This window comes from Jannaschia faecimaris, from assembly GCF_900107415.1.
Taxonomy (GTDB): Bacteria; Pseudomonadota; Alphaproteobacteria; order Rhodobacterales; family Rhodobacteraceae; genus Jannaschia; species Jannaschia faecimaris.
Window position 1 is genome coordinate 164,650 of the sequence record NZ_FNPX01000002.1, and the last position, 13,665, is coordinate 178,314.

Below are 13,665 nucleotides of genomic sequence, written 5' to 3' on the forward strand. Positions count from 1 at the left end.
GCGCTGCGATGTTTGACAGGCCATGCGTCAGTTTGCCCGCCCCCTGAAATGGGCGGCAGACTGGACGGCACCCGAAGGCAAGGCGCGACGTCCAAGCCGCGCCCTTGCCTGTTAGGAAAGCGCGCCGTCACACCGACCGCAAACCCCGTCATGACCAAAGTGGCCGACATCCGGCAGGATTTTCCAGCAACGCTGGCATTTCCCGCCTTCGGCCTGTGCGAAGACGACCGCGGTGCCGGGCGCGTCATCAAGTGTGAAGGCGTCCGCCGGGGCGGGTTCGCTGCTGACGGCGATGCGGCTGGTGATGCAGACATCTTCGAACGCAACGTCCTCCAAAAGGGTCACCGTATCTGCGTCGACATGAACCGTCGGGGCCGCTTCCAGCGATGCCCCGATGACCTTGTCGCGCCGTGCCGCTTCCAGCGCACCCAAAACCACGCGCCGCACCGCGCGAATACGCGACCACTTGGCCACCAGCGCGTCGTCCCGCCAGCCGGGCCGTGGGGCGGGGAAATCCATCAGGTGAACAGACGACTCCTCGCCCGGATGCACCTCCAACCAGACTTCCTCCATCGTGAACGGCAGGATCGGGGCCAGCCACGTCGTCAGGCGCTCGTGGATCAGGCCGAGCACCGTGCGCGCAGCCCTTCGGCGCATCGTGTCGCCATCGCAGTAGAGCGCGTCCTTGCGGATATCGAAATAGAAGGCCGACAAATCCAGCGTCGCAAACTGAAAGATGGTCTGGAAAACTTCTGCGAAGTCATACCGCGCGTAGGCGTCGCGTACCTTGTCATCCAACTCCGACAAGCGGTGCAGGACCCAACGCTCCAGTTCCGGCATTTCCAGCGGATCGACCGGCGCGTCGTCGGTCATCGACCCAAGCATGAACCGCATCGTATTGCGCAACCGGCGATAGCTGTCGGCAACACCCTTCAGGATTTCCTGACCGATACGGTGGTCGTTGGTATAATCGACCTGCGCCACCCAAAGGCGCAGGATGTCGGCACCGTACTGGTCCACGATCGTCTGCGGCGCGATGATGTTGCCCAGGGACTTGGACATCTTCACGCCCTTCTCGTCCAAGGTGAACCCATGCGTGACGACGGCGCGATAGGGCGCGCGCCCCATCGTGCCGCAGCCTTGCAGCATCGACGAATGGAACCAGCCACGATGCTGGTCCGTGCCTTCCAGGTAGACATCGGCGACGCCGTCATCGGTGCCGTCTTCTCGGTCGCGCAGCACGAATGCGTGGGTGGAGCCGGAGTCGAACCAGACGTCGAGGATGTCGAACACCTGCTCCCACTCATCGGGGTTGTGATCGCTGCCCAGGAAGCGCGCCTTGGCCCCCTCCTTGTACCATGCATCGGCCCCTTCGGTCTCGAAGGCTTCGATGATGCGGGCGTTGACCGCCGGGTCGCGCAGGATGAAATCTTCGTCCGCGGCCTTGGCCCCGACCCGGGTGAAACAGGTGAGCGGCACGCCCCAGGCACGCTGTCGCGACAGAACCCAGTCGGGGCGGTTCTCGATCATGGAGAACAGGCGGTTGCGGCCCGTTTTCGGCGTCCAGGTCACCAACTCGTCGATGGAGGTCAGGGCGCGCGCGCGCACCGTATCGCCATAGGTGTCCTTGCCGTCGCCCACCGGCTTGTCGATCGCGGCGAACCACTGGGGCCGGTTCAGCCGGATGACCGGAGCCTTGGAGCGCCAGGAATGCGCGTCGCTGATGGTGATGCGCGACCGCGCCAGCAGGGCACTGACACCGACCAGCGCGCCAATGACGGCCTTGTTGGCACCCCCCGGCTTGCCGTTCGGTTTCAGGATCTGCTCTCCGCCAAACAGCGGCAGGTCAGTGCGATAGGAGCCGTCGGCCTCGATGTTGTAGGTCATTGGGTCGCCTTCGAAGCGATCCCGATACTTGATGGCGATCTGGTAGTCGTCGTCACCATGGCTGGGGGCGGTGTGGACGAACCCTGTGCCCGCGTCATCGGTGACGTGATCGCCGGGAAGGAGGGGGACGTCGAAGTCCCATTCGCCATTGCCCTCGGCCACGCCGCGCAGGGGATGGGCGCAGGTCAGACCGGCAAGTTCGTCGGTCTGGACGGTGCGCACACGCGTCCACATCCCGGTTTCCAGACGCGCGGCGGTGAACGTCTGTTCGGCGAGGGCATCGGCGATCAGGAAGGTGTCTCCAACCGAGGTCCAGCATTCGTCCGGCGTTCCCGTGACTTTGTAAAGACCATAAGAAATGCCGGGACCAAAGCAGATCCCGCGGTTCTGCGGGATGGTCCAAGGAGTCGTCGTCCAGATGATGACTCTAGCACCAGATAACCCAGCCTCCTCCAGCGCCGCAGGACCACTCGCATGATCCGATCCCATTCGCACCTTGCTGCTTTCGCGGTTGAGCATCGGAAGAGCGGACGCATCAACCACCGGAAACTTCACCCAGATCGCATCCACCTGACGGTCGTGATACTCCACCTCCGCCTCGGCCAGCGCGGTCTTCTCGACTGGCGACCACATCACGGGCTTGGACCCTTGGTAGACCAGCCCGTTCATCAGGAAAGTCTGAAATTCCTGCGCGATCACGGCTTCGGCGTGGAAGTTCATCGTCAGGTAGGGATCGGCCCAGTTGCCGGTGATGCCCAGACGTTTGAATTCATCGCGCTGGATATCGACCCAGCCGGCGGCGAAGTCGCGACATTCCTGGCGGAACTCGACCACGTCCACGGCATCCTTGTCGCGGCCCTTCTTGCGGTAGGCTTCCTCGATCTTCCATTCGATGGGCAGGCCATGGCAGTCCCAGCCGGGCACATAGCGCGCGTCGTGTCCCATCATCTGACGAGAGCGCACGACCATGTCCTTGAGCGTCTTATTCAGCGCGTGACCGATATGCAGGTGCCCGTTTGCATATGGCGGTCCGTCGTGCAGCGTGAACTTGCTGCGCGAACCGTCACGGGCCTTGTCGCGCAGGCGGTCGTACACGCCCAGCCGCGCCCAGCGGTCCAGCCATTCGGGTTCGCGTTTGGGCAGGCCCGCGCGCATCGGGAAGTCAGTAACCGGCAGGTTCAGCGTGGCTTTGTAGTCGGGGGTCTCGGCGCTCATCTCAGGCGTCCTTCATCTCGGAATTTCGTTCGTATCGGTGCGATTGCCTGCACCTTTTGCCCGGCCGACCCTGCGATCAGGGTGCCGGGGGAATAATTCGCGTCGATATTGACACTCGTCCCGTCATCGCGCGCGTTATAGGCACTGTCCCCAAGGAACAGCAAGGAGGCTGAGTGCATGGCACGGATCGGGATCGCCGGGGCCGGAATTGGCGGCCTCACCGCCGCCACGGGATTGGCACAGGCGGGACATGCGGTGACACGGTCTTCGACCAGTATGAGCGGGCGCTGCCCGTCGGCTCCGGCCTCGTGGTGCAGCCGGTGGGGTTGAGCGTGCTGGACGGTCTGGGCTTGGCCAACGCGGCGCGCGCCTTGGGTCAGCGGATCGTGCGCATGGCCGGGCACGAAGCGACAACGGGGCGTCAGGCCCTGGACGTCACCTACGATCCGGACGGCCAGGCTCGTGAGGGTCTGGCGATGCACCGCGCGGCCCTGCATGGTGTCCTGCTGCAAGGGGCGCAGGGGGCGGGCGTCCGTTTCGAACTGGGGGCATCGGTCACGGCGCTTGACGGCACCCGATTTCGCGTGGGCGAGACCCTCACCGATGCCTTCGACCTGCTGGTCGACGCGGCGGGCGCGGGATCGCCCCTGTCCCCCATCAAGACCCGTCCTCTGCCATTCGGCGCGATCTGGGGCACCGTCGATTGGCCCGACGCGACCGACCTGCCGCCGGACGAATTGCGCCAGTGTTACCGCGCGGCCGCCCACATGATCGGAGTGCTGCCGATCGGGCGGCCCGTTGCGGGCGGTCCGCAACAGGCGGCGATATTCTGGTCCATGCCCCGCGACAGCCACGGCGCATGGCGCGCGGCCCCGCTTGACGATTGGAAGGCCGAGGCGCAGCATCTCTGGCCCGCCATCGCGCCGTTTTTGGCGCGGATCGACGACCACAACCAGATGACGATGGCTCGCTATTCCCACGGTACCCTGCGGCGACCCTTCGCCGATGGAATCGCGCATATCGGCGATGCCTGGCACCGGGCCAGCCCGCAATTGGGTCAGGGTGCAAACATGGCATTGCTGGACGCCTGGGCCCTGATCCGCGCGGTGGCACAGGGGCCGATCGCCGAAGCCGGCCAGCGGATGTTTAACGCGCGGCGAATGCATGTCCGAGCCTACCAGGGGTTCAGCGCCGCATTCACGCCGATGTATCAGTCAAACAGTCGCAGCCTGCCGGCGTTGCGTGATCGCATTCTGTTCCCCGTAAGCCAGATCTGGCCCGCCACACGGGTGCTGCCCCGGTTGGTTCGGGGCGATGTTCTGCCGCCATTGGCGGCGGGGCTGGGGTATTAACGAAGCCTTCACACCCCCTCGGGCAAGATCGGGGCCTGAAGGAGTTTCATATGACCTTGTCCCTGATGATCGCCTTTATGGGCACCGCGTTGATCGTCCTCGTCCCGCTTTGCCTGCGCGTCCCGGCTCGCCGTCTGCCGGCCACCAAGGACTGACCGCCGCAGCTAGGGGTCCGTTCTCGGCGCTTCCGGGTCTGTCTCCGACGGGCCCGTTTGGTCGGGGCCACTCTTGTCAGGGGCAAAACCTTCGGGTGCGCCCGCATCCCGTTTGGGGTCGGTCGGCATTGGGTTTCCGCCATCCGCCGCAGCCCCACCGGACCAGCGGTAAAGCCAAGCCAGACCGCCCATTGCCACCGCCAGCGCGATGAGAGCACCCACGCGCAACAACCCGTCCAGCGACCAGACGTCGATCAGGAATACCTTCAGCATCGTCACCGCCAACACGCCTGTCCCGGCGCGACGCCACAGGTCCGACCGCTTGGCAACGCCACTGTAGAACAGCCCGGCCCCCAAAAAGATCAGTGCGATTGTATAGGTCGTCATCTCGGGCTGGCTCACGCCCTCCCAGAACTGCATCTTCTCCGGACCCTGCCAGAAATGGCGGATCACCAGCACGGCCCATCCGCCGACGAGCGCGAGCCCAAGGACGCCCGCGAACAAGGGCCAACCCGCAGCCGGATACCGCCGCACCTGATCCCGCCAGGCAACCAACAGAACCAGCGCCGGAACAAGGTAAGCCGGGATCAGCGTGTTGATGACCGGCCAACCGGTGATGCGATTGTCCCCCCAGTCGTTGAAGATGGGATTACCGACCGTCAGCCCTGGCAGCAGTGCGGCAAGACCAAGCCCGCCAAACAATACGGCCAGCCCGAGGCGCAGCCAGCGCATCCGTCCGCCACGCCCCCAAACGACCAGTTGGAGCCACCCCAGGAGCAGCCAGATTGTTGCGGTAAGTCCCGAACTCATATGCGGAGTATCTACTTCCAGCGCGATCAACCCGCGCCACGTGAGAACGGTAACCAAGAACCCGAACGCCCCCAGTGCAGCCGTTTCAGCGACGACAAGCGGTTCGGCCCGCGGGACCTCCCCTTCCGCCCGACGCAGCCAGAGCGCGGCAAGCGCGAAACCGGCCACTGCCCCAACCATCGAGATCAGCGCCGGGACGAGCGGCCCGTCTACGTGCCAGAACAGGCCGGGGACCGCCATTAACCGCCAAAAGACAAAGGGTGCGGCAAGGGCCACGAACCATGACAACAGCGGCAGCTTGAACCGTCGGTCCAGCCACGCCGCCCCCGCAGTCATGAGCGCGACGGACGCCGTAAGCGCGGCTTCTCCGACGATTTGGCCCAAGGCATAGGCAATCAGCGTCACCGCGATCAGCGCCGCCAGAGAAGGACGCAGCCGGTCGTGGCCGTCACGCCACGCCCAGGCCGTCGCCGCGAATGTCAGCCCCGCTGCGACCACCAAAGCATGCAGCGCCCAACGGTAGGCACCCAGCACGTCCGGCGCGCCCCAGGCGAGGTGTAAGACCAGCCCCACGGCCGGCGCAATCAGGACGGCAGCAAGTGACCAACCAAGCTTGTATGTTGCCTCCGGCTCCACCGAGCGGAGGAGCGCGAGGACCGACATCGCACCGCCCGCAAGGAGCGCCAGCGAAATTGCGGCAGTGCCTTCGGGCGCGGGCCAAAGTGTCAACATTGCAAGGACCGCCGCCACAGGTGCCAAGGCCGCATCCTGTAAACCCCATGCGCGCTTGGCCCAGACCGATACCGCGGCAAACAGAACGACAGTCATTGCCAGCGCGGACCAGAATTCGACCTTTGCCGTTAAGACGGCCAGCCCCGACACGACCGCGACCACAACGAAGGCCATCGCCTCCTCCGGCGCAGGTCGTTCGTTGCGCAACACCGACAGTGTCATCGGTCCGGCATGATCCGGCAAAAGTCGCGAAACCGGCAACGTCATTGCCGCCAGTGCCATCGCCGTCACGGCCAGCTGATGCCAGAGAGTCGTCTCGGCCGCGCCCAGCACGAGCAAGGTCGACGCGCCCAAGCCCGATATCAAGGCGAGCGCGCTGACCCAGCGTCCGCGCCAGCGCCGGACGGCATCGACGGACAGGCCGACCAATGTCAGCAGTAGAAAATAGCCGTGCAGCGGGCGCAGATCCGAACCGCGCGCCCCACCGACCATAAAAGGTGCCAGCGCCCCGCCCAGCAGGCCAATGGCCACCAGGAGCGGCCCGTGAAACCAGCCCAGCACGATCGCACCCAAGGCAACGACCGAAAGACCGGTCAGCGCCGGGCCCTGCCCGATCAGGTCATACAGATGCCGCGCGCCCAAGATCGCACCGAAAAGCGTGACCACGCCCGAGCCTGAAAGAATGGATGGCAGATAAGCCGTCGCCACCTCCTCGCCGTCGCCGAAACGACGCCGCAACCATTCGCCCCCTCCGATCAACGCCAGGCCGAACAAAGCGGCCGCAATCACCCGCAGGCGCGGCGGCAGGAGGCCCTGCTCTGCCCCGTACTGCACCAGAAATATTCCCGCCAGTGTCAACGCGGCAGCCGCAGCGGCGTAGAACCAGTTCACCTGCAGCCAGGCCAGCGCCCGATCGATGACGGTCGGTCCACTGCGTGTGGGCCGCGAAGGACGTTTGCCGCCCAGGTCATCGGGTTCGGGCAGACCTGAAGGCGACGGTCCGCGCGCCGCTTTCGTTGCCGATGGAGTCCCGAGGGACTTGGTGGGTGCGGCCTCCGTCTTTTCCCACGGCCCCGGTCCGGGCGCACTCGCCGTCCGCGTCGGCGTGTCGGGTGTCGCCGTCCTGAGGTTGGACACTTCGACCTTGTTCACAAGCGCTTGCAGGTCGACAATCCGGCTTTCTGCTTCCCTCAGGCGCCGGCCGTGAGCGGCAACCCAGATCAGCAGTACAATAACCGACACGGGGAGAACGATCACAACCACAATGGCCAGGATGATATAGATGTCTACCAAGTCGGTGGCTCCGGTCAACGGCGGTGCCCGATATCTAGAACAAGCGCGTAAGCGCCGTCAGCGGAAATGCACGCCCGGCGGCACCGACGGCGTCAGACGTGGCGCATCCGCCGCAGATCGCGCTCGGACCATGACGCGGCGACATCTTCTAGGACCCTGTAGATCACTCGCCGCCCTCTCCAACACATCCAGAACGCCCGGCGGCGAACGGGGGCATTTCCTCACCATTCTACGCCCATCGTCCGGGCACAGGTCGCGGTCGCCCACTTCCCGCAAATACAGAAAGAGGTCGTCCTTACAGGCATGCGGATATCGTGCCCGGGCCTCCGCCAAAGCCCCCCAGTCAGGTGTCTTTCTGGCCGAACAGGCCGGTCAGGGCGCGTTGCACCACCGCGGTGATGCGCGGTGGGCGTTCGTGAGTGAACGGCAGGGGTCGACAGACTTCCATTGCCGCAAGGCCGACGCGCGCCGTCAGAGCGCCATTGACGACGCCTTCCCCGAACCGCCGCGAGATCTTGGACAAAACCCCGCCGCCCGCAACCGAGTGGATAAGGTCGTCGCCCACGGCAACGGCACCGGTCGCCGCCAGATGCGTCAGCACCGTCTTGGCCAAACGCCAGCTGCCCAGGGTACCACCCCGCCCACCGTAGATCAGGGCAATGCGGCGGATCATCCGCAGGTTCGATGTCAGCGCCGCAACCACATCGGCCAGCGCCAGTGGCACGACGGCGGTCACCAGCGCGACTTGCCGCGCGGCGGCCTCCACCTCCCGCGTGGCGGCTGCGTCGAGAGGGGCAAGCAGGCTGCGTTCGGTCAGGGCCAGCATCGCGTCGGCGTCGAAGACGTCGGCCTTGCGCGCCGCCAACTCCTCCCGCCCCCACCGGGTATCGGGCCGCCCGGCATAGAAAGCGGCCAGCCGATCCGCGAACTTGCGCGCCGAGGTCAGGTCCGCGACCGCGGCCGCATCGCGGTGAAACCCGTCGATCCGTTTCAGCCGTGACAGCGCCGCAAGCTCCCGCAACACGATCACAAGGCAGATCGCGATGAAGGACGCGACCAGCGCCGTCGCGACCCAGCCCAGAACCGGGTTCGCGGCCAGCAGTCCGGTCACGAAGTTCCACATTGCGATCGACAAGGCAAACGTCAGCAACGCGCCCAAAAGGCCGAAGAACCACCCGGCCAGCCCACGCTCACGCCGCGTAGCAAGGAGCGCGACGGTCTGCATCGCGCGGCCAGAGGCGGGCGGCACGATCTCGTCATCGGGCACGGGAGGGGCACTTGCGGGATCAAGGGGCGGCGCGTCCCCATCCGCTTTCACCGTGTCCGGCCGGGTGGGGGGTGTATCTTCGTCCAGATCGAACAGGACGGCGCGGCGGCGGGTGTCAGTCATCTGGGACTCTCGTGCGGCAGGTTGACCCCTGACATAGGGTGATCGCATCCGGTTTTCACCTGATCCTCACAACCGGTCAGCCAGAAGAAAGTCCGCCGCGCGGTCCAGCCGGATATGCGGGGGGCCTTCGCCGGGACGCAGGGTCAGAGGGGCGGGCGCGAATTCCATCAGGTCGTACTCCCCATCATGCCAATGGTCCGCGCCCTGCCGCGCGGGGGTCAAAACGTGCGACGGATCGGCGGGCATCTCTCCGGGATAGAGCGCCGCCTCCCGTCCGGCGGTGCCGTCCGCGTTCAAAAGGCGACCGCGCACCACGGGCAGCTCCTTGCCTTCGTGTGTGCGCGTTTCCTCGACCGTCGCGCGCAAAGCAGCCATCGAAAGCGCCTTGGTCTGCGCCCCGGCAAAATCCGCGCGGCTTCGGGCATCGCGAACCATCGCCTCGGTCAGCGCCGTCAGGCGGGCGTGCTGCGTGTGATGCAGGTGGTCCGCCTTGGTCGCCACGAACAGCAGCCGATCCACCCGGCGCGCGCCCAGCAACTGCATCAGCCAGCCCAGCGCGCCGGGGCGAAACGCCGTCAGGATATCGGCCAGGGCGGCGCGCATCTCCTCCAGTGCGCGGGGGCCGCGCCGAAGCGCGCCCAGTACGTCTAAAAGGACGACTTGCCTATCCAGTCGGGCAAAATGGTCGCGAAAAAACGGTTGCACGACCTGCGCCTTGTATGCCTCGAACCGTCGCTCCATCTCCTTTCGCAGACTGCCGCGCGGGGCCTCCCCCGGAGGCAATGGCGCAAAGGTCAACGCCGGGGAGCCGTCCAGATCACCCGGCAGCAGGAATCGCCCCGGCGTAAGGTCATAGGCCCCTGCCGCCCGCGCGGCCTGCAAGGCGACCGTATAGCTCCGCGCCAGTTTCTGTGCCGTCGGTTCTTCCAGCCGGGCCGCGCCGTCGACGCGTGCCATCGCCCCGGCGTAATCGGCGACCTCCCAAGCTTGCAAACGTGCCAGCGCGCGCGCCGACCACTGCGCATAGGTCTTATCCATCAACCCAAGGTCCAAGAGCCATTCTCCGGGATAATCGATGATATCCAGGTGCACCGTCCGTGCCGCCCGCAACCCGGCCAACAGGCCCGCAGGACGCACCTTGAGCGACAGGCGCAACTCCGACACAGCCCGTGTCCCCGCCGGCCAGTGCGGCGTGCGGGAGGTGAGCGCGGCCAAGTGCGCCTCGTAATCGAAGCGCGGCACCGTGTCGTCAGGCTGCGGCTGCAGGAAAGCCGTCTCGATCCGGTCGCCCGCCGAAAAACCCGGCATCCGCCCACGATCAATCAGGTTGGCGACCAGCGACGTGATGAAAACGGTCTTGCCCGCACGGCTCAGCCCGGTGACGCCCAGCCGCAGCGTCGGGTCGAACACATCAGTGACCGAGAAGGCGACGTCCCCCACCCCGCGCGTCACCGCATCCGCAAACCGTCCGATCATGAAAATTCCCTTCAAGTTACCCGGAATCTAGGCGCGATGCCGCGCCGCGAAAACCCACCCCCTTCCTCTTGCCCAAAATATCCCCAGGAGCGCGAGGGGCTGGCCCCTCGCTTCGAGCCGCCCTATCACCCCCAATATGCCCCGCTACGCTCTTCGCATCGAATACGACGGCCACCCCTTCGCAGGATGGCAACGCCAGGACGGCCCCACGTCGGTCCAGCAGACGCTGGAGGAGGCACTGCGCGCGCTGCAGCCGGACATGCCGTCGATCGCCGCCGCCGGACGCACAGACGCCGGGGTCCACGCGACGGGCCAGGTCGCCCATGCCGACATGGCCAAGGATTGGGACGCGTTTCGCCTCTCCGAAGCAGTGAACTGGCACCTGAAGCCCGCACCCGTCGCCGTGACCGCCTGCGCCCAAGTGGATAACGACTGGCACGCGCGGTTTTCCGCGTTGGAGCGGCGCTACACCTTCCGCATCATCGCCCGCCGCGCGCCGCTGGCTCTGGACGTCGGGCAGGCCTGGCGTGTGATCGGGCCGCTGGACCTGCAGGCGATGCGAGAGGGTGCGGCGCATCTGGTAGGGCAACACGATTTTACAACATTCCGCGCTTCGATCTGCCAAGCGAAATCGCCGGTAAAGACGATGGACGAGATTGCGCTGGAGGAGCGCCCCTACCCCGGTGGGCAGGACATCCGCATTCACCTTCGGGCCCGTTCCTTTCTGCACAACCAGGTCCGTTCGATTGCCGGAACGTTGGAGCGTGTCGGGGCCGGATCTTGGACCCCGGACCGCGTACGAACGGCGCTGGCCGCCCGCGACCGCGCCGCCTGCGGGCCGGTGTCACCGCCGGATGGGCTTTGCCTGACGGGGGTCGAATATCCGGAAGATCCGTTCATACGCTAACGCTGCAGGCTCAAAGTAATATTGCCCGAGGCGCATAGATTGGTTAGAAAGCCTTACCAATTCCCGGAGTCGCCACCATGCCCGTCATTACCAACATCGAAGACTTGCACCGGATCTATAAGCGCCGGGTTCCCAAGATGTTTTACGATTACTGTGAGTCGGGCAGCTGGACGGAGCAGACCTTTCGCGAAAACGAGACCGATTTCGACAAGATCCGCCTTCGCCAACGGGTGGCCGTGGACATGGTCGGACGTTCGGTCCGCTCCACCATGATCGGGCGCGAGGTGGCGATGCCGGTTGCGCTGGCACCAGTGGGCATGACCGGGATGCAGCACGCCGACGGGGAAATCCTGGCGGCGAAGGCAGCCGAAAAATTCGGCGTGCCCTTCACACTTTCGACCATGTCGATCTGCTCGATCGAAGACGTGGCCGCGCGCACGCAGGCCCCGTTCTGGTTCCAGCTTTATGTCATGAAGGACGAGGAATACATCGACAACCTGATCGGGCGCGCACGTGCCGCTGGCTGCGATGCGCTGGTCCTGACGCTGGATCTTCAGATACTTGGCCAGCGACACAAGGATTTGAAAAACGGTCTTTCCGCGCCACCCAAATTGACGCCCGCGACGATCGCCAACCTGATGACCAAGGTCGCATGGGGTCTGGAGATGTCCAAGACCACGCGACGCCAGTTCGGGAACATCGTGGGACACGCGAAAGGTGTGAAGGACACGTCATCGCTGTCGTCCTGGATCGCGGATCAATTCGACCCCGCGCTGGATTGGTCCAAGATCGCACGCATCAAGGAGAAGTGGGGCGGCAAGCTTATCCTCAAGGGTATTCTGGATGCCGAGGACGCGAAGATGGCGCTGCAGGTGGGGGCCGATGCAATCATCGTGTCCAACCATGGCGGGCGGCAGTTGGACGGCGCGCTGTCCTCAATCCGCATGTTGCCCGAGATCATGCAGGCGGTCGGCTCGGAGATCGAGGTGCACATGGACGGCGGCATACGGTCGGGTCAGGACGTGCTGAAGGCCGTGGCCCTGGGCGCACGCGGCACCTACATCGGGCGGGCGTTCATCTATGGCTTGGGCGCGATGGGCCAGAAGGGCGTGGAGCACGCGCTCGACGTCATCCACAAGGAACTGGACACGACCATGGCCCTTTGCGGGGAAAAGAACATCCACAACTTGGGGCCGCACAACTTGTTGGTTCCCAAAGGCTTCACCGGTGAGTGGGAGACCGTTCAGCGAAACGCGTGAGCGGCCAGATCACTGCCAGCAGAAGCGCCACGCAGGCAAAAGCCCAGCGCAACCCGAACGCCTGCGCGCCCAGCCCCATGAGGGCGGGCGCGATGAAGAAGCCCAGAAAACCGATCACCGCTACGCGGGCGATGGCCGCCGTCCGCAAGGCCGGCGGTGCCAGCCGCCCCGTCAGCGCCAGCCCCATCGGCCCGATGACCGAAATGCCCAGACCCAGCAGGCCGAACCCCACGTAGGCCACGAACGGCGTGGGGGCGGCAGCGGCGATCAATACGCCGACAATGGCACAACCGGTTGCGATGCGAATCACCCCGACTTCGGACAGTCGCGCCGCCACGGCCTGTCCGGAGAAGCGCCCCACGGCCATTGTCAGGCCCAGCATCGCGGGGCCGAATGCGCCCTCGGCGGCCCCCCCGCCTAGCGTCCGTTCGATGTGCAGGGCCGACCAAGATTCGACCGTGGCCTCTGCCATGAACCCGATCAACACGATCAACCCACCCAACGCGATCAGGCCGAAGGGAAGGCGCGGTGCCGGGCCGTCTTGATCGGCGGTCGGGGATACCGACATGACCTGAAAAGGCGCGGTCGCAAGGATCAGAAGCGCCATTGCCGGAAAGATCATCGCAGGTCCCCAGCCCGCTTCGCGCATGGCCCCGGTCAGCAGGGCCGCGATTGCATAGGCGACCGAGAACATGGCGTGGTTCACATTCATCAGGCTGCGCGCCTCGCGGGCCTCCACCTCGGAGACGCGGGCGTTCATCACGACATCGGTCAGGCCCGACAGCCCGCCCAGGATCATCAGGATCACGAAAAGCAGCGGCACCGTATAACCCACGGTCGGAAGCATCGCGGCACCGGCCAGCATCACCGTACCCACCGGCAAGGCCCAGCGTCCCATGCGCCGATCCCACCGCGGAGCCACATAAAGGGTCGTCGACAAGCCAATCGAGGTGCCGAGGAGGAGCAGGCCGAATGTCGCGTCATCCACCCCAATGCGTGCCTTAAGGACAGGTGCCATCGCGGCAATGCAACCCCAGGTAAAGCCGACGGCCATGAAGGCGGCGATCGGCGCGCGGCTGAGACGAAGGGCGGAGAGAACATTCATGCGCGCCAAGTGGCGCAGGGCCGGGTGGGTTTGCAAGCGTCAAACGGAGCGGGTCAGCGCAACGAAAGGCCCTGAAGCGCCACC

At 65.5% G+C, this 13,665-nt stretch carries 8 protein-coding genes; 3 read left to right on the plus strand and 5 right to left on the minus strand.

Going from position 1 to position 13,665, the window contains the following annotated elements; translation table 11 throughout:
- Nucleotides 1–111: 111 nt before the first annotated feature.
- Entirely contained in the window at nucleotides 112–3,102 is a 2,991-nt protein-coding gene (ileS, locus tag BLV27_RS03620) for an isoleucine--tRNA ligase (RefSeq protein ID WP_092642539.1), read from the minus strand.
- A gap of 173 nt (nucleotides 3,103–3,275) precedes the next feature.
- Between ileS and BLV27_RS03630 the strand changes: the two genes are divergently transcribed.
- On the plus strand, nucleotides 3,276–4,454 hold the full coding sequence (locus BLV27_RS03630; RefSeq protein ID WP_244504519.1) for an FAD-dependent oxidoreductase: 1,179 nt from the start codon (nucleotides 3,276–3,278) through the stop codon (nucleotides 4,452–4,454).
- A gap of 164 nt (nucleotides 4,455–4,618) precedes the next feature.
- Here the strand turns inward: BLV27_RS03630 and BLV27_RS03635 are convergent, their stop codons facing one another.
- The 3 genes from BLV27_RS03635 to BLV27_RS03645 form a co-directional block, all read right to left on the minus strand.
- The gene (locus tag BLV27_RS03635; RefSeq protein WP_170831341.1) at nucleotides 4,619–7,444 is read right to left on the minus strand and encodes a DUF2339 domain-containing protein; all 2,826 of its coding nucleotides are present in this window, start codon (nucleotides 7,442–7,444) and stop codon (nucleotides 4,619–4,621) included.
- 343 nt (nucleotides 7,445–7,787) lie between these two features.
- The gene (locus BLV27_RS03640) at nucleotides 7,788–8,834 is read right to left on the minus strand and encodes a YcjF family protein (protein WP_092642548.1); all 1,047 of its coding nucleotides are present in this window, start codon (nucleotides 8,832–8,834) and stop codon (nucleotides 7,788–7,790) included.
- 66 nt (nucleotides 8,835–8,900) lie between these two features.
- Nucleotides 8,901–10,310, minus strand: coding sequence for a YcjX family GTP-binding protein (locus BLV27_RS03645; RefSeq protein ID WP_092642551.1), 1,410 nt, complete (start codon nucleotides 10,308–10,310; stop codon nucleotides 8,901–8,903).
- Nucleotides 10,311–10,446: 136 nt separating this feature from the next.
- Between BLV27_RS03645 and truA the strand changes: the two genes are divergently transcribed.
- Both truA and BLV27_RS03655 read left to right on the plus strand, forming a co-directional pair.
- On the plus strand, nucleotides 10,447–11,217 hold the full coding sequence (truA, locus tag BLV27_RS03650; RefSeq protein ID WP_092642554.1) for a tRNA pseudouridine(38-40) synthase TruA: 771 nt from the start codon (nucleotides 10,447–10,449) through the stop codon (nucleotides 11,215–11,217).
- A 77-nt stretch (nucleotides 11,218–11,294) separates the two neighbouring features.
- On the plus strand, nucleotides 11,295–12,476 hold the full coding sequence (locus BLV27_RS03655) for an alpha-hydroxy acid oxidase (protein WP_092642557.1): 1,182 nt from the start codon (nucleotides 11,295–11,297) through the stop codon (nucleotides 12,474–12,476).
- Here BLV27_RS03655 and BLV27_RS03660 read toward each other — a convergent pair.
- Nucleotides 12,439–13,581, minus strand: coding sequence for an MFS transporter (locus BLV27_RS03660; RefSeq protein WP_092642991.1), 1,143 nt, complete (start codon nucleotides 13,579–13,581; stop codon nucleotides 12,439–12,441). The genes BLV27_RS03655 and BLV27_RS03660 overlap by 38 nt on opposite strands.
- Nucleotides 13,582–13,665: the final 84 nt, after the last annotated feature.